The organism is Methylobacterium sp. E-041, from assembly GCF_022829665.1.
Classification (GTDB): Bacteria; Pseudomonadota; Alphaproteobacteria; order Rhizobiales; family Beijerinckiaceae; genus Methylobacterium.
Genome location: NZ_JAKSYQ010000218.1, coordinates 33658 through 50485, shown reverse-complemented (window position 1 = coordinate 50485; position 16828 = coordinate 33658). Strand labels below are relative to the sequence as shown.

Sequence of the window (16828 nt, the reverse complement as noted above, 5' to 3'; positions counted from 1 at the left end):
GCCTTCCGCATGCGAAACCGCGACCTCGTCTACGTCTCCAACGCCCCCTTCACCGAAGTCTCCAAGGTCGTCAGCGTCTTCTCCACCGTCGCAGGCCCCGTCGCATCCGCAGCCTCCGTCTACGCCTACTCACGGTAGGCGACGACCGGCTCGCAACGCCCCCGGACGCGGTTCCGGGACAATCCCGTCGTGCCGCGGCGCCGACGGCGAGCCCGGGCGGGAGGGGCACGCCCGTCGGGTTCGACGTCGAGGTCGGATCCGGCGCGGCAACCGCCGCAGGACGGTCGCGTCGGCCACCGGCGTTCTCGCGTGGCATCCTCGTCGATTCGACGCGCGAACCTCGGATCATGCCGGTCGGCGCCCGAGCGCGCCTCGGCGTGCCGTCGACCGCCCTTGGCGGATCGACCGCCGCGGTGATCGCGCAACGCGAATCACCTGCCCTTCGCCGGGAACGGCCCATCCGGGCTTTCGCCCGTCGGTCGATCGCTGCGCCGCGCACCGCGCAGCGCCCCAGCAGCGAAAAACGGCTAGTCCATCGGTACTAGAACCACCTGACCGATACGCCGAGCAAGGTGTTGCGGCGCGCGATCGCCGCAGGATCGTCATCAGGATTTTTTCCCAACAACCATGGATTGGTGCGACCGCGCGGGAGAATTGCGCACAATTTAGTTCGAATCGGCCGACATTTCCGAACGTTTGTCCGCATCGCTGAGGTTCTTGATCTGCGCATTGCGCCGGAGTACCGCTGATCAGGCCGGAATTCCTCAGGATTCGGTCAAAAACCCCGAAATAATCTTGCCGGGTGCCGAAACTGAGCTTACGGTTCGAACTATCACCCGAAGTCAGAATGACGGTACGAAGATCATGAGTGAACCAGACATCGACAAGGCCCGCTTCATCACGTTGGCCGCGGACATCGTCTCCGCCTATGTCAGCAACAATCACGTCCAGAGCGCCGAACTGCCGAAGCTTCTGAGCGATGTGCACGAGGCGATCGTCGGCGTGTCTGGTGCAAATGGCCCGGTCGCCGAGGTCGGGCCGCCGAAGGCGACCGCGCAGGAAATCCGTCGCTCGGTCACGGCGGATTACCTGATCAGCTTCGAGGACGGGAAGCAGTACAAGACCCTGCGCCGGCACCTGACCCTGCGCGGCCTCTCGCCCGAGCAGTATCGCGCGAAGTGGGGCCTGGCGCCCGACTATCCGATGACGTCGCAGAGCTATTCCGAGCAGCGCTCCGAGCTGGCCCGCGCCCTCGGCCTCGGCCAGCAGCGCCGCAAGAACGTGGCGAAGGCCGCCCCGTCCGAGCCGGTGGTCACCGAGGAGGAGGCGCCCGCCGCCGAATCCGAGGCGCCCGCCAAGAAGACCCGCGCGCCCCGGAAGAAGAAGGACGCCTGAGGACCCGCCTCGGCGACCCGGGACGCGACGACACGAGACCTGCGATGCGGAAGGCCGGAGGCGGGATGACCCCTCCGGCCTTTCTGCATTCTACGCGGCCTCGGAACGTTCGGCGCGTCGTCGGCTTGCTTCCGGCGACAGGCTTGCGCGCCGGCCGGGCGGTCGCCGCGGAAGACCATCCGAGCAGGAGCGAGACATGGCCTTCATCGAGACAAGGGACGGCACACGGCTCTACTACAAGGATTGGGGCACCGGCCGGCCGGTGGTGCTGATCCACGGCTGGCCGCTCGACGCCGACATGTGGGAACATCAGATGCCGGTGCTCGCCGAGGCGGGCTACCGGGTCGTCGCCTACGACCGCCGCGGCTTCGGCCGGTCGGACCAGCCTTGGACCGGCTACGATTACGACACCTTCGCCGACGACCTGAAGGCGGTGCTCGACCACCTCGACCTCCGCGACGCCGCCCTGGTCGGCTTCTCGATGGGCGGCGGCGAGATCGCCCGCTACATGTCCCGGCACGGCGGCGCGCGCGTCGCGAAGGCGGTGCTGGTCTCCGCGGTGACGCCCTACCTCCTCAAGACCGGCAACAATCCCGACGGCGTCGACGGCAGCCTCTTTCAGGGCATGATCGACGGCCTCGTGAAGGACCGTCCGGCCTTCCTGGCGAACTTCGCCAAGACCTTCTTCGGCGCCGGCGTTTTCCACTCGCCGGTCTCGACGGAGACGATGACCTGGGCCGGCAACCTGGCGATGCTGGCCTCGCCCAAGGCGACGACGGCTTGCGTGAGCGCCTTCGGCACCACCGACTTCCGGGCCGACATGGCGCATTTCACGGTGCCGACGCTGGTGATCCACGGCGACGACGACCAGACCGTGCCGATCGCGGTATCGGGAAAGGCGGCCGCCGCCGCGATCCCCGGCGCGGCGTTCGTCGTCTACGAGGGCGCCCCGCACGCGGTGCCGTTCACCCATGCCGAACGGTTGAACGCCGACCTGCTGGCGTTCCTGGAGGGCTGAACGCGTGCGTGCGCGAGCCCGGGATCGGGCTCTCGCGCGCCGCATTCGGCCGCGATAGACAGGCCGCAAACGCCCGTCGGTCCGGGCCGGCCCGCGCCGCCGCGGGCGGCCCGGCGCCCCGACGACCCCGAGCGCCCGGAGCCCTGCATGCCTCGCCCGTCCACCCCGATCGTCCTGGTCGCCGCGCTGATGCTGTCCGCCGGCCCCGCCGCCGCGCAGATGGCCAAGACACCGGACGTCAAGACACCGGACATGAAGACCCCGGATGCGCCGCCGCTGAAGTCGGCGATGCCCGAGAAGGCGGCGCCGACGGGCAAGGGCGAGGTGCAGCTCTCCTTCGCCCCCGTGGTGAAGCGGGCGGCGCCCTCGGTGGTGAACGTCTACGCCTCGCACATCGACAAGCGGCCCAACGCCCGCACCAGTGCCATGGACGAGTTCATGCGCCGGTTCTTCGGCGCGGAGGGCGGCCGCGGGCAGGGCGGCGCCCCGGGCGAGCGGGCGCAGAAATCCCTCGGCTCCGGCGTCATCGTCGACGCGTCGGGGCTGATCATCACCAACAACCACGTCATCGACAACATGAACGAGGTCCGCGTCTCGCTGGCCGACCGGCGCGAGTTCGAGGCGACGATCGTGCTGCGCGACCCGCGCACGGATCTCGCCGTGGTGCGGATCACCAACCCGACCGGCGGGCTGATCCCGATGCCGTTCGGCGACTCGGAGAGCCTGGAGGTCGGCGACTTCGTGATGGCGATCGGCAACCCGTTCGGCGTCGGCCAGACGGTGACGCAGGGCATCGTCTCGGCGCTGGCGCGCACCCAGGTCGGCTCGTCGGACTACCAGTTCTTCATCCAGACCGACGCCGCGATCAATCCGGGCAATTCCGGCGGGGCGCTGGTCGACCTGCGCGGGCAATTGATGGGGATCAACACCGCGATCTACTCGCAGTCGGGCGGCAGCCACGGCATCGGCTTCGCGATCCCCGCCAGCATGGTCAAGGCGGTGGTCGAGACCGCCAAGAACGGCGCCACCACCGTGCGGCGGCCCTGGCTCGGCGCGCGGGTGCAGAGCGTGACGCCGGACATCGCCGAGAGCATGGGCCTCGACCATCCGACCGGCGTGCTGGTGGCGAGCCTGCAGGCCAAGAGCCCGGCGGACGAGGCGGGGCTGAAGCGCGGCGACCTGATCCTGACGGTCGACGGCTTGAGCGTCGACGACCCGGAAGCCTTCGGCTACCGCTTCGCGCTCAAGGGCATCACCGGCCAGACCAAGTTCGGCATCCTGCGCGGCACCAGCCGCAGCACGCTCCCGGTCAAGCTGACGCCGGCGCCCGAGACGCGGCCGCGCGACGTGCTGAAGGTCCGCACGCGCTCGCCGTTCTTCGGCGCCACGCTGATCAACACCTCGCCGGCCGTCGCCGAGGAGATGCTGACGGACTTCCCCGTCGACGGGGTCGCGGTGCAGGCGGTCGACGAGAATTCGATCGCGGCGCGCGCCGGCCTGCAGAAGGGCGACATGCTGGTCTCGATCAACGGGCAGCCGGTCTCGACGACGAAGGACGTCGAGCGCGCCACCCGCACCGTGCAGAGCGCCTGGGAGATCGCGATCAACCGCAACGGCGAGGTGCTGACCTCGATGTTCGGCGGCTGAGGCCGCACCGGCCCGGACGCGACCCCGGCCTTAGGCCGCCTGGAACGCGATGGCGGTGGCCTGGATCTCCTCGAGCGGCTTGCCGATCAGCGCGGTGATCGCGTCCTTCGGCATCGGGGCGCCGAACAGGTAGCCCTGGCCGTAGTCGCAGCCCTGGTCGGAAAGCCAGTCGACGCTGGCATCGGTCTCGATCCCCTCGGCGGTGGTGACCAGCCCGAGGCTGGCGCCGAGCTTGATGATCGCGTCGACGAGCTTGGCCCGCTCGGCGCTCATGGTGATGGTGTCGACGTAGGTGCGGTCGATCTTCAGCTTGTCGAACTTGAGCTCGCGCAGGTGGTAAAGGCTGGAATAGCCGGTCCCGAAGTCGTCGAGGGCGATGCGCACGCCGAGGTTCTGCAGCGAGGTCAGGGTCGTGCGGGCCGCCTCCAGGTCCTGCACCAGGGCCGTCTCGGTGATCTCGACCTCGAGGCGGCTCGGGGAGAAGCCGGTCTCGGTCAGGATCGCGAGGATGCGCTCGCACAGCCAGCGGTCCTGGAACTGTTGCGGCGCGATGTTGACCGCGAGCTGGAAATGGGGCGGCCAGTCCCGGGCGTCGAGGCAGGCCTGGCGCAGGAGCTTCATGCTGAGCTCGGCGATGAGGCCGGTCTCCTCCGCGATCCCGATGAAGCAGGCCGGCGCGAGCAGCCCGCGGACCGGGTGCCGCCAGCGGGCCAGCACCTCGACGCCGACCAGCGTCTTCTCCGGCAGCGTCACCACCGGCTGGTAGTACGGCTCGATCGCGCCGCTCGCGATCGCCTCGCGAAGCTCGCTCTCGAGCTGGGCCCGCGCCTTCAGCTCGATGTCCATCGCGCTCTTGAACACGCGGAACACGCCGCGGCCGTCCTTCTTGCCCTGGTACATCGCGAGGTCGGCGGCATGCAGAACCACGTCGGCATCCGCCTGGTCGGCCGAGATCAGGGCGATGCCGATGGTCGCGCCGACCTTCAGCTCGTTGCCCTGCCACTGGATCGGCGCCGCGATCGCCGCGATCAACCCTTGCGCGAGCCGTGTCAGGCCGTCGCTGCCGCCGTCGAGCGGCACGAGCAGGGCGAACTCGTCGCCGCCGAGCCGGGCCGCAAGGCCGGCGTCGGGCGTCAGGGCGGACAGGCGCTCGGCGACGGCGCACAGCACGGCGTTGCCGGCCGCGTGCCCGTAGATGTCGTTGACCGGCTTGAAGCGGTCGAGGTCGACCAGAAGGACCGCCTGGGTCGGGACCAGGGTCGCGGCCGCCCTGCGGCGCTCCAGCGTCTCCAGGAACAGGCGGCGGTTGGCGAGCCCGGTCAGGACGTCGTGGCGTGCCACCGCCTCGGCCTCGGCGGCGGTGATGTCGCGCTCGCGCATCGCCACCCGCAGCAGCAGGGACTTCCGCAGACTGGCGACGAACACCGCCATCCCCATCAGCGCCACGAGCATGAACTCGTTGGAGAGCTGGTGCGCCTGGACGAAAGCATTGAGCCAGGAGAAAACCTCAAATTGAATTCCAATGACCCATAAACACGCACCGATCATCAGCAAGCAGAGAACCTCGTAAAGCTCTCCTTCGCCCCAGCTGCCGCGTTTTCCGATCATGAACCGTCCCCCCGATCGGTCTCACCCTGAGCACGGGCGAGCTTAAGGGAGTCTCACGCGTCGTGGCGGCGGCAGGCGGCGCGGCTCGTTTGGCGGACGCCGGACGAAGACTTCGGTCGCGGGGGTAAATGGAGCCTTTCGCCCTTCGTCAGGCACACGCGCCCGCGTCGGCGCCGATCCCGGCCGCTCGAATCAGGCCGACCCGACGTTCGGCGGCCCTTGCCGAGGGAGGGGCGCAGGGTGTTGATGCCGGCATGCCCGACCTGTTCGCAACCGCCGGCCTCGATGCGTCGGCGCCCCGCCCGCTCGCCGACCGGCTCCGGCCCGGCACGCTCGCCGAGGTCGTCGGCCAGGATCACCTCACCGGCCCGGACGGCGCGCTGACGCGGTTGCTGCGTGGGCGGACCTTCGGCTCGCTGGTGTTCTGGGGACCGCCCGGCACCGGCAAGACGACGGTGGCGCGCCTGCTCGCGCACGAGACCGACCTGCATTTCGAGCAGATCTCGGCGATCTTCTCCGGCGTGCCCGACCTGCGCAAGGTGTTCGAGGCCGCGCGCAAACGCCGGGCGACGGGGCAGGGGACGCTGCTCTTCGTCGACGAGATCCACCGCTTCAACCGGGCGCAGCTCGACGCCTTCCTGCCGGTGATGGAGGACGGGACGGTGACGCTCGTGGGGGCGACCACCGAGAACCCGTCCTTCGAGCTCAACGCAGCGCTGCTGTCGCGCGCCCGCGTCCTGCTGTTCCGCGCGCTCGACGACGGCGCCATCGCCAAGCTGATCGCGCGGGCGGAGGACCTGACGGGCCAGGCGCTGCCGCTCACCGAGGAGGCGCGCGGCGTGCTCGTGCGCATGGCCGACGGCGACGGGCGCGCGGCGCTGACCCTGTGCGAGGAGGTCTGGCGCTCCGCCAAGCCCGACGAGATCCTCGACGCGGAGGTGCTGCAGACGCTCGTCCAGCGCCGCGCGCCGAACTACGACAAGGCGCAGGAGGGCCACTACAACCTGATCAGCGCGCTGCACAAGACGGTGCGCGGCTCGGACCCGGACGCGGCCCTGTACTATCTCTGCCGCATGCTCGACGGCGGCGAGGACCGCCTGTTCATCGCCCGCCGGCTGGTGCGGATGGCGGTGGAGGATATCGGGCTCGCCGACCCGCAGGCGCTGGTGATCACCACCGCCGCCAAGGACGCGTTCGACTTCCTCGGCAGCCCCGAGGGCGAGCTCGCCCTGGCGCAGGCGGTGATCTACCTCGCCTGCGCCCCGAAATCGAACGCCGCCTACGAGGCCTACAAGGCCGCGACCCGCATCGCTAAGGAGCACGGCTCGCTGCCGCCGCCGCGCACCATCCTCAACGGCTCGACCAAGCTGATGAAACGGCTCGGCTACGGCGAGGGCTACCGCTACGACCACGACGAGCCGGAGGCGTTCTCGGGGCAGGATTACTGGCCGGAACGGCTTGGCCGCCAGCACCTCTACGCGCCGACCGACCGCGGCATGGAGAGCCGCTACCGCGACCGGCTCGCCCACTGGGAGCAGCTTCGGAAAGCGCGGCGCGAGGAGGGATGAGCGCCGGCATGGACGTCCTCCTGAAAGGCGTGGCCGGCGGCCTCGTGACGATGGCGATCGTGCTGGCCTCGCGCCGCGGCAACGTCCTGCCCGGCATCCTGCCGCTGGCGCCGACCTTCGCGATCATCGCGCTGCTCGCGGTCGGGGCGAAGGGCGAGGCCGGCGCCTTCCGCGAGACCTGCCTCGCGGGCGTCCGCACGATTCCCGCCTACCTCGTCTTCCTCGCCGTGGCGTGGTGGCTCGGCGGGTTCTGCGACCATCGCCTCGCCCTCCTCGGCGGGCTTTGTGCATGGCTGCTGGCCGCGCTCGCGATCTTCCTCGCGCCGCGCTGGCTGTGAACGCTGGACCGGGCGCCCGTCAGCCTGTAGGGCACCCGCCCCCCGACCCTTCGCGAAAGACAAAGACCCGATGGCGGCCTGCGGCCTCGATTTCGGCACGTCGAACACGACCCTCGGACACCGCACCGCGCCGGGTCCGCGCCTCGTCCCGCTGGAGGGGCGCCACGTCACCATCCCGAGCGCGATCTTCTTCGAGCCGAACCGCGAGGCGGTGATCGGCCGGGCGGCGACCGAGGCCTATGTCGAGGGCACGCCGGGCCGGATGATGCGCAGCCTCAAGTCGGTGCTGGGCTCCGGCCTGATCGAGGAGACGACCCCGGTCGGGCGCGAGCGCGTGCGCTTCCGCGACGTGATCGGGCGCTACCTCGCCGCGGTGAAGGCGCGGGCCGAGACCGCGGCCGGCGAGACCTTCGACACGGTGGTGCACGGGCGCCCGGTCCACTTCGTCGACGGCGACGCCGAGGGCGACCGCCGGGCCGAGGACACCCTCCGCGAGATCGCCGAGAGCATCGGCTTCCGCCACGTCTCGTTCCAGTACGAGCCGATCGCCGCGGCGCTCGACCACGAGCAGAGCGTCCGCAGCGAGGAGATCGCGCTGATCGCCGACATCGGCGGCGGCACCTCGGACTTCTCGATCGTGCGGCTGTCGCCCGAGCGGCATGCCAAGGCGGAGCGGGCCGACGACATCCTCGCCAACGACGGCGTCCGCATCGGCGGCACCGACTTCGACCGCTTCCTCAGCCTCGGCACGGTGATGCCGCTGCTCGGCCTCGGCAGCCCGATGAAGCGCCCCGAGCTCTCGGTGCCGAACGCCTATTTCCACGACCTCGCCACGTGGTCGAGCATCAACCGGCTCTACAACGCCAAGACCCTGCGCGAGATCGCCGAGATCATCCGCGACGGCGCGCGTCCGGACCTCGTCGAGCGCCTGCGCACGGTGGTCGAGCTGGAGCGCGGGCATTCGCTCGCCATCGCCGTCGAGGGCGCCAAGATCGCCGCCTCGAACGACGGCGCCTCCGAGGTCGATCTCGATTGGGTCGAGCCGGGCCTGGCGGCCTCGGTCGACCGGACGGCCCTCGTGTCCCACACCGAACCGCTGGCGGTGCGGATCTCCGAGCGGGTCGGGCGCTGCCTCGCCCAGGCGGGCTTGCGCGCGGACCGGATCGATTCGCTGTTCCTCACCGGCGGCTCCACCGGCCTGCCGCATGTCCGCCAAGGGCTGACGTCCTGCCTGCCCGGCGCCCGCGTCGTCGAGGGCGACACCTTCGGCTCGGTCGGCATCGGTCTCACCATCGAGGCGATCCGCCGGGCGGCCTGAGCCGCGACGCCGGCCTGCCGTGCGGCGAGGGCGAATTGTCGCCGCCGCGGGCGGGTGCTAACGCCCTCGCATGACAGGCAATCCACCACGCGGCGGCGGCTCGGCCGGGAAAGGCTCCGGCCGGGGCCCGGACAAGGGCGCAGGCAAGACCGTCGGCAAGGGCTCCGGCCGTCCGCCCGCCGCGAAGTCCGCGGCCGGCAAAGCCGCGGCCGGAAAGGCCGCCTTCGGCAAGAGCGCGAGCCGCGGCCCCCGCGCCGGCGGTCCCGGGAAGCCGCGATTCGGCCGGCCCGAGCGCGCCGGCACCGGTCCGCGCAGCTCGGCGCTGGACGCGGCCCAGCGCGCCGCGCAGCTTCGCGGCGACGACGCGACCGGACGGTCGCCCTGGGGCGAGGTCGAGGGGGCCGAGCCGGCCCCCCGGCCCGCCCGCGCGCCGCGGCGCCCGGCGCCGGAGGAGCACGCCTCGACGGAGCAGACCCGCGCCGAGCCGTCCCGTACCAAGCCGGCGATCGCGCGGGCGACCCGTCCGCGGCCGGCCGACGAGATGCCGGCGCCCCTCGCCGAGGGACCGACCCGGCGCCAGCAGCGCGCGGCGGCCTCGGCGACGCTGGCGTCCGGCGTGCAGACGCTGACCGTCGAGACCGACGAGGCCGGGATGCGGATCGACCGCTTCCTCACCGCGCGGTTCCCGCAGCTGCCCTTCGCCCGGGTCCAGAGCATCGTCCGCAAGGGCGAGCTGCGGGTCGACGGCAAGCGCGCCAAGCCCAACGACCGGCTCGAGCCGGGCATGGCGGTGCGGGTGCCGCCGCTCAAGCTCGACCAGCCCGCCGACCGGCCGCGCAACCCGGTGCGGGACCAGAACGACGCCGAGTACATCCGCTCGCTGATCCTCTACGAGGACGCGGACATGATGGTGCTGAACAAGCCGTTCGGCCTGGCGGTCCAGGGCGGTTCGGGCACCGTCCGGCACGTGGACGGGCTGCTCGAGACGCTGGCCGGCCCAGACGGGCAGAAGCCGCGCCTCGTCCACCGCCTCGACAAGGACACCGCCGGCTGCCTGATCGTCGCCAAGACCCGGGTCGCGGCGGCGACGCTCGCCAAGAGCTTCCGCTCGCGGGCGGCCCGGAAGATCTACTGGGCGCTCACCGCCGGCGTGCCGCGCACGCCGCAGGGCCGGGTCTCGACCTACCTGGTCAAGGAAGAGCCGACCGATGCCGACGCCCGCATGCGGATCGCCCAGCACGGCGAGGAGGGCGCCACCCACGCGCTGACCTACTACGCCACCGTCGACCAGGCGGCGCAGAAGGTGTCGTGGCTGTCGTTCAAGCCGGTGACCGGGCGGACGCACCAATTGCGGGCGCATGCCGCCCATATCGGGCATCCGATCGTCGGCGACCCGAAATACTTCTCGGTCGAGAACTGGGCGCTGCCCGGCGGCATCCAGAACCGGCTCCACCTGCTCGCCCGCCGGATCGTGATCCCGCATCCGCGCACCGGCAAGCCGATCGACGTGAGCGCGCCGCTGCCGCCGCACATGGCCCAGAGCTGGAACCTGCTCGGTTTCGATGCCGCGCGCTACGACCCGATCGTCGACGCGCCGGAGGCGTGAGGCCAAGCGTTCGTGATCGCGGCGGCGCCCGGCCGTCGTGCACCGCGCGGGCCGCGAGGGTTGGCAACCGCCCCGCGAGGCTCATATCCTCGAAGGGCACCGGGCCGGCGGCCATCCGCCCTGGGCACCCGGCCGACATCGACCCTCGTGGTGAGACCTGATCGACATGAAGCTCACGACGCTGGCCTGCCTCGCCGCCCTCGGCCTGCTCGGCCCCGAGACGCTGGCGACGGCCGCGCCCGCGGCGCCCCCGAGCGCGCAGGCGCAGCCGTCGCTGGGCCGCGCGGGGCCGCCCAGCGCCCACAGCGGCGACAAGCGGCGGCGTTCGTACGCCGCGTGCAACCGCGCCTCGCATGCGCGCGCGCTCCACGGCGGCAGGCGCCGCCGATTCCTGATCCGGTGCAAGCTCGGCTACGAGCGGCCGCGCACCCCGTCGGCGGCGCAGCAGCAGGCGGCCCCGACGGCCGCACCGACTCCCGCGACGGCGCCCGTGTCCGTCCCGCCGACGCCATCGGCGCCGGCTCCCGCGGAGCGCAGGCCGTGAGGCGGCCCTGCCGTCCCGGCACGTGAAGCTCGTCGTCTTCGACGTCGACGGCACCCTGGTCGACAGCCAGCACCTGATCGTCGCCGCGCAGGGCACGGCGTTCGCCGAGAATGGGCTTCCGGCGCCGAGCCGCGCCGAATCGCTCTCAGTGGTCGGCCTCTCGCTGCCCCAGGCGTTCCGGCGCCTCGTCGGGGACGACGGCCCGGTCGCCGAGCTGTCCGAGAGCTACAAGCGTGCGTTCAACGCCCTCCGGCTCGACCCGGACTACGAGGAGCCGCTGTTTCCCGGCATGGGCGAGCTGATCGCGCGGCTGCACGCCCGCGACGACGTGCGGCTCGGCATCGCCACCGGCAAGTCGCGGCGCGGCGTCGACCACCTCGTCGCCTTCAACGGCTGGGAAGGGTGGTTCGCCACCACCCAGACCGCCGACGACGCACCCTCGAAGCCCGATCCCGCGATGCTGCTCCAGGCGATGGCGGAGGCGGGCGTCGGCCCGTCGGCGACCGTGATGGTCGGGGACACCAGCTACGACATGGCGATGGCGGTGGCGGCGGGCGCCGCGGCCATCGGCGTCGCCTGGGGCTATCATGCCGCCGGCGCCCTGTTCGGCGCCGGCGCCGTGACTGTCGTGGACACGGCCTCGGCTCTCGGCGACCTGTTCCGGGACGGGTCCGGCGGCTGATCGGGCTCGCGAAACCGCACCCGATCGCCTATCTCCGAACCATGAGCGACGACGTCACGCAAGACTGGCTGGGCCAGCCCTCCGACACCCCGCGCCCCGACCCGATGCGGGCGGTGCGCGACCACGGCAAGCCGGTGCTGCCGAAGCGCTTCTACAAGGAGACCGGGTTCGCGGAGGGCGCGGGCGGCTTCCGCCTGACGCTGGACGGACGCCCGGCCAACACGCCGGCGCGCAACCCGCTGGCGGCGCCGACGCGGGCGCTGGCCGAGCGCCTCGCCGCCGAGTGGGCGGCGCAGGGCGAGACCATCGATCCGGCCAGGATGCCGTTTACCCGGCTGATCAACACCGCGATCGACGGCGTCGCCCCGCGCATGGCGGCGGTGGCCGAGGATCTGTGGCTCTACGCCGGCACCGACCTCGTCGCCTATCGCGCCGGCTCGCCCGAGCGCCTGGTCGCGGCGCAAGCCGAAGCCTGGGACCCGATCGTCGCGTGGGCGCGCGAGGCGCTGGGCGCCCGGCTGATCCTGAGCGAGGGCGTGATGCACGTCGCGCAGCCGGAGGATTCGGTCGCGGCCCTGCGCCGGGCGGTGTCGGCGATCGACGACCCGTTCCGGCTCGCCGCCTTCCACACCCTGACGACCTTGAGCGGCTCTCTGCTGATCGCGCTGGCGGTGCTCGCCGGCCGCCTCACCGCGGAGGAGGGTTGGGACGCGGCCCATGTCGACGAGACCTACCAGGCTGCCGTCTGGGGCGCCGACGAGGATGCCGCGACCCGGCTCGCCGGGCGCAAGGTCGAGTTCCTGGCCGCGGCCGAGGTGGCGGCGCTCGCGCGCTGAGCGAAGTGGTCGCGCTGGCGCGCCCGGCGAGGTGGCGGGCCAGGCTTTGCCGGAGCGGTCGCGCACCGGAAAATTCGCCTTGTCGCCTCGCCAAATCAGGTTCAATTCCCCGGCGCGGAACCGCGTGCTAAGGCGCTTCGAAGCTTGAGCGGGCCGGCCTCCTCGGCCAGCTTAGGCAAGACAAGACTCTTCCGACGCCCGAGGCAGGACCGCTCGACCCATGAAGGACATTCTGGAAAAGCTCGAGGAGCGCCGGTCGCTCGCCCGCCTCGGCGGCGGCGAGAAGCGGGTCGACGCCCAGCACAAGCGCGGCAAGCTCACGGCGCGCGAGCGCATCGAGCTCCTGCTCGACCACGGGTCGTTCGAAGAGTTCGACATGTTCGTGCAGCACCGCTCGACCGATTTCGGAATGGAGAAGCAGAAGATCCCCGGCGACGGCGTCGTCACCGGCTGGGGCACGGTCAACGGCCGCACCGTGTTCCTGTTCTCGAAGGACTTCACCGTGTTCGGCGGCTCGCTCTCCGAGACGCACGCGCAGAAGATCATCAAGGTCCAAGACATGGCCCTGAAGATGCGCGCCCCGATCATCGGCATCTTCGATGCCGGCGGCGCGCGCATCCAGGAGGGCGTGGCGGCCCTCGGCGGCTACGGCGAGGTGTTCCGGCGCAACGTCGCGGCGTCCGGCGTCATCCCGCAGATCTCGGTGATCATGGGGCCGTGCGCGGGCGGCGACGTCTACTCGCCGGCGATGACCGACTTCATCTTCATGGTCCGCGACACGAGCTACATGTTCGTCACGGGCCCCGACGTGGTGAAGACCGTCACCAACGAGGTCGTCACCGCGGAAGAGCTCGGCGGGGCCAAGGTCCACACCACGAAGTCGTCGATCGCCGACGGCGCGTTCGAGAACGACGTCGAGGCAATCCTCCAGATCCGCCGGCTGCTCGACTTCCTCCCGGCCAACAACATCGACGGCGTGCCGGAGATCGAGAGCTTCGACGACCCGCTGCGGCTCGACAAGTCGCTCGACACGCTGATCCCGGACAACCCGAACAAGCCCTACGACATGGGCGAGCTGATTCGCCGGGTCGTCGACGAGGGCGACTTCTTCGAGATCCAGGCGGCCTACGCCCGCAACATCATGACCGGCTTCGGCCGGATCGAGGGCCGCACGGTCGGGTTCGTGGCCAACCAGCCGATGGTGCTGGCGGGCGTCCTCGACTCGGACGCCTCGCGCAAGGCCGCCCGCTTCGTGCGCTTCTGCGACGCCTTCTCGATCCCGATCGTGACCTTCGTCGACGTTCCGGGCTTCCTGCCGGGCACCGCGCAGGAATACGGCGGCCTGATCAAGCACGGCGCCAAGCTGCTGTTCGCCTACTCCCAGGCGACGGTGCCGCTGGTGACGATCATCACGCGAAAGGCCTTCGGCGGCGCCTACGACGTGATGGCCTCCAAGCACGTCGGCGCCGACCTGAACTACGCCTGGCCGACCGCGCAGATCGCGGTGATGGGCGCCAAGGGCGCCGTCGAGATCATCTTCCGCAGCGAGCTCGGCGACACCGACAAGATCGCCGCGCGCACCGGCGAGTACGAGGACCGCTTCCTGTCGCCGTTCGTGGCGGCCGAGCGCGGCTACATCGACGAGGTGATCATGCCGCATTCCACCCGCAAGCGCATCGCGCGGGCGCTGGGCATGCTGCGCACCAAGGAGATGGAGCAGCCCTGGAAGAAGCACGACAACATCCCGCTCTGAGGGCGGGAGGCAACGAGGTGCGGGTCGTCGACCGCACCGCGAAGGCACGTCTTGTGATACTGGCTGCTGATATCATATGAAGCTCGGCGGACGGCATCGGACGACGCTGGCGGCGATCTTCGCCGACCCCGTGTGCTCGGGTGTCGTCTGGTCCGACATCGAGTCCCTGATGAGCGCGTGCGGCGCGGAGATCACGGAAGGCCGCGGGTCGCGGATCCGGGTGGCCCTGCACGGGGTGCGGGCGGTGTTTCACCGGCCTCATCCGCAGAAGGAGACGGACAAGGGCGCGGTCAAGTCGGTGCGACGCTTCCTGATCGAGGCTGGAGTCACGCCATGACGACGATGCAGTATCGGAACTACGAAGCCTCCGTCGAATACGATGCGGAAGCCGATATCTTTCACGGCGAGGTCTTGGATCTCCGCGACGTGATCACGTTCCAGGGCCGGTCCGTCGACGAGCTGAAGCAGGCGCTCGCCGACAGCGTCGAGGATTACCTAGCCTTCTGCGCCGAGCGCGGGGAAGAGCCGGAGAAGGCCTTTTCCGGGCAGTTCGTGGTGCGCGTCGAGCCGGGCCTGCATCGCGCGCTGGTCTCGTCGGCACGCCGGGCCGGAATCAGCCTCAACAAGTGGGTCGCCCGCACGTTGGAGCAGGCGGCCGATTGAGGCGGCCCTCCGCGCTCAGCTCCGGTCGCTGTGCTCGATCACGGCGCACATCGTCAGGGGGCCCTTGTCGGTGCCCGAGACGGAGCAGGTGATGCGGGCGCCGCCGGCGTCGACGTTGCTGTGGCGCAGGCGGCTCGCCGCCTCGCGGGCCTTGTGGGCCGCCGCCTCGATCACGTCGGCCGCGATGCCGGTGACGGCGTGGCCGGCCTTGCCGAACAGGGCGTAGTAGCCGTCGGGCGGGGCGTCGCCGCGGAACTGCGCGCCGACCGACGAGAGCTGCGGGCCGCCGCAGGACAGCGTCAGGGTGGTGCCGTCGCCGGCCGTGAAGTTGGCGAAGTCGGCGCTGCGGTTGCCGGGACTCGCCGTCGTCGCCTTGGCGACCTTGTCGATCAGGTCGCCGCATTCGTCGGCGAGCGCCGGGACGGGCAGGGCGAGGATGAAGCCGACGAGGAGCGCGCGCATGCCGAGAACGTAGCGTGCGTGCGCGAAACGGCCAGCGCCGGCGCGTGAGGCGTCTCGCCGCTCAGGCGGTGGGCGCCGGGCTCGACCCGAGCTCGAGCAGAACGATCTCGGGCGGCACGCCGAGGCGGACCGGGATGCGGCTGACGCCGAACCCGCCCGAGACGATCATGTGGCGCCCGTCGGTGACGACGTGGCCGTAGGAATAGTCGTGCCCGTGGATCGGGCGGATCGCCGGCGAACGGCCGAGCAGGCGGATCTGGCCGCCATGGGTGTGCCCGGCAAGCGTCAGCGACACCCGCTCCGGCACGTCGACGAAGGCGTCCGGCTCGTGGATCATCAGGATCACCGGCGCCGCGTCGGTCACCTTGGCCATCGTCGCGGGCAGGTCGTCGCGACCGCTGTCGTCGTCGAAGACCAGGAACGGCTGCTGGTCGCCCAGCCCCGCGATCCAGAACGGGTGCCCGTCCTTGGAAAGGCGCAGCGCGTCGTTCTCCATCACCGGGATGCCGACCGCCTCGAGCACGCGACGTGCTTCTGGCACGCCGCCGCGGGCCGCCTGAGCGGCCGCGTCGTCCCACCAATCGTGGTTGCCGAGGATCGAGTAGGTGCCGAGCGGCGCGCGCAGGCCCGCGGCGAGCCGCGCGAACTCGGGCAGCGGCACGCGTTTCCAGGCGATGCGGCCGGCGGCCGGATAGTCGCCGAGCATGAGAATCAGGTCGGGCGACAGCGCGTTCGTCGCGTCGACGATCTCGGCGACGCGGTCGAGCGGCATGAACGGCTCGCAGACGTGGAAGTCGGCGAGCACCGCGACCTTGAGGGCGAGCCCCGGCGTCCAACCCGGCAGGCGCGGGGCGTAGCGGGTCACCACGAGGCGATGCAGCGGCTCGACGCCGAAGGCGTAGGCGCCGGTCGAAAGCCCCGCCGCAGCGAAGGTGCCGCCGATTCCGGTCAGGACCTGCCTGCGGCTCGGCAGGATCAGCATGGAAGCCTCGGGTTCGCGTCTGTCGGGCGCTCCTAGCGCGGCACTCCGGCGAAAGCGCGGCGCGGGCTGGGAGCGGGCGACGATGACGCGAACCCGTCGAGAAAGTCTGAACCGAACCGTCGGGAACGGGGCGGTTCGCGCGATCGGTCAGTCGATCGGCGCATCCTCGTGCACGATGCCGAGCACGCCCTTGCGGTTGGTCCGCGGGGCGACCTTGCCGGCCGGCTTCACCGAGTGGGCGGCGGCGGCGAGCGCCGGAAGCGCGAGGGGACGGAAGCCGTAGCGGGCCTCGGCCTGGTCCATCTGCCGGCGCTCGGGCTCGTGAGCCTGGGCCTGCATCTCCGAACCTTGCATCGCATCGGGGGCGTACATGGGTTTGCGTCCTGTGGTCGTTCGCGTGACGGTCGC

At 71.1% G+C, this 16828-nt stretch carries 17 protein-coding genes and 1 pseudogene; 14 read left to right on the top strand and 4 right to left on the bottom strand.

The annotated features are described in order from the left end of the window. From MKK70_RS20340 to MKK70_RS20325, 4 genes and pseudogenes are all read left to right on the top strand, one after another. Nucleotides 1-138: pseudogene (locus MKK70_RS20340) on the top strand (sugar transporter); the annotation flags it as partial. A 726-nt stretch (nt 139-864) separates the two neighbouring features. Next, on the top strand, nt 865-1395 hold the full coding sequence (locus MKK70_RS20335; RefSeq protein ID WP_147729521.1) for a MucR family transcriptional regulator: 531 nt from the start codon (nt 865-867) through the stop codon (nt 1393-1395). A gap of 196 nt (nt 1396-1591) precedes the next feature. Then, on the top strand, nt 1592-2413 hold the full coding sequence (locus MKK70_RS20330; RefSeq protein WP_243949538.1) for an alpha/beta fold hydrolase: 822 nt from the start codon (nt 1592-1594) through the stop codon (nt 2411-2413). 147 nt (nt 2414-2560) lie between these two features. Further along, entirely contained in the window at nt 2561-4060 is a 1500-nt protein-coding gene (locus MKK70_RS20325; protein ID WP_243949537.1) for a Do family serine endopeptidase, read from the top strand. Between the two features lie 30 nt (nt 4061-4090). Here MKK70_RS20325 and MKK70_RS20320 read toward each other — a convergent pair whose 3' ends face one another. After that, nucleotides 4091-5608, bottom strand: a complete 1518-nt coding sequence (locus MKK70_RS20320) for a putative bifunctional diguanylate cyclase/phosphodiesterase (protein WP_243949541.1) — start codon at nt 5606-5608, stop codon at nt 4091-4093. Between the two features lie 314 nt (nt 5609-5922). Here MKK70_RS20320 and MKK70_RS20315 point away from each other — a divergent pair, with 314 nt between their 5' ends. The 10 genes from MKK70_RS20315 (at nt 5923) to MKK70_RS20270 (ending at nt 14976) form a co-directional block, all read left to right on the top strand. After that, nucleotides 5923-7236, top strand: coding sequence for a replication-associated recombination protein A (locus MKK70_RS20315; protein ID WP_243949535.1), 1314 nt, complete (start codon nt 5923-5925; stop codon nt 7234-7236). A gap of 8 nt (nt 7237-7244) precedes the next feature. After that, nucleotides 7245-7574, top strand: a complete 330-nt coding sequence (locus MKK70_RS20310; RefSeq protein WP_147843991.1) for a GlpM family protein — start codon at nt 7245-7247, stop codon at nt 7572-7574. Nucleotides 7575-7644: 70 nt separating this feature from the next. Continuing rightward, nucleotides 7645-8892, top strand: a complete 1248-nt coding sequence (locus tag MKK70_RS20305) for an Hsp70 family protein (protein ID WP_243937333.1) — start codon at nt 7645-7647, stop codon at nt 8890-8892. A 70-nt stretch (nt 8893-8962) separates the two neighbouring features. Beyond that, nucleotides 8963-10498, top strand: coding sequence for an RluA family pseudouridine synthase (locus MKK70_RS20300; protein ID WP_243949533.1), 1536 nt, complete (start codon nt 8963-8965; stop codon nt 10496-10498). 166 nt (nt 10499-10664) lie between these two features. Then, nucleotides 10665-11042: a hypothetical protein gene (locus MKK70_RS20295; RefSeq protein WP_243949531.1), complete on the top strand. Its 378-nt coding sequence runs from the start codon at nt 10665-10667 to the stop codon at nt 11040-11042. A gap of 22 nt (nt 11043-11064) precedes the next feature. Beyond that, nucleotides 11065-11724: an HAD-IA family hydrolase gene (locus MKK70_RS20290; protein WP_243949530.1), complete on the top strand. Its 660-nt coding sequence runs from the start codon at nt 11065-11067 to the stop codon at nt 11722-11724. A gap of 41 nt (nt 11725-11765) precedes the next feature. Further along, entirely contained in the window at nt 11766-12560 is a 795-nt protein-coding gene (locus MKK70_RS20285; RefSeq protein WP_243949529.1) for an ATP12 family chaperone protein, read from the top strand. Nucleotides 12561-12780: 220 nt separating this feature from the next. Then, nucleotides 12781-14313 (top strand): acyl-CoA carboxylase subunit beta, encoded by a 1533-nt coding sequence (locus MKK70_RS20280; RefSeq protein ID WP_147727895.1) that lies wholly within the window; start codon nt 12781-12783, stop codon nt 14311-14313. A 76-nt stretch (nt 14314-14389) separates the two neighbouring features. After that, nucleotides 14390-14650, top strand: a complete 261-nt coding sequence (locus MKK70_RS20275) for a type II toxin-antitoxin system HicA family toxin (RefSeq protein ID WP_243949527.1) — start codon at nt 14390-14392, stop codon at nt 14648-14650. Then, the gene (locus MKK70_RS20270) at nt 14647-14976 is read left to right on the top strand and encodes a type II toxin-antitoxin system HicB family antitoxin (RefSeq protein WP_147727897.1); all 330 of its coding nucleotides are present in this window, start codon (nt 14647-14649) and stop codon (nt 14974-14976) included. Before MKK70_RS20275 ends, MKK70_RS20270 begins: the two co-directional genes overlap by 4 nt. A 15-nt stretch (nt 14977-14991) precedes the next feature. On the opposite strand, the gene MKK70_RS20265 is transcribed toward MKK70_RS20270, so the two are convergent. From MKK70_RS20265 to MKK70_RS20255, 3 genes are all read right to left on the bottom strand, one after another. Then, complete coding sequence (locus MKK70_RS20265; protein ID WP_243949526.1) at nt 14992-15438, bottom strand: ABC transporter ATPase; 447 nt, start codon at nt 15436-15438, stop codon at nt 14992-14994. Between the two features lie 61 nt (nt 15439-15499). After that, on the bottom strand, nt 15500-16420 hold the full coding sequence (locus MKK70_RS20260) for a metallophosphoesterase (protein WP_243949525.1): 921 nt from the start codon (nt 16418-16420) through the stop codon (nt 15500-15502). Between the two features lie 147 nt (nt 16421-16567). Next, nucleotides 16568-16792 carry a hypothetical protein gene (locus MKK70_RS20255; protein WP_147843706.1) on the bottom strand — a complete coding sequence of 75 codons (225 nt, stop codon included), beginning with the start codon at nt 16790-16792 and terminating at the stop codon, nt 16568-16570. Between the last annotated feature and the right edge of the window lie 36 nt (nt 16793-16828).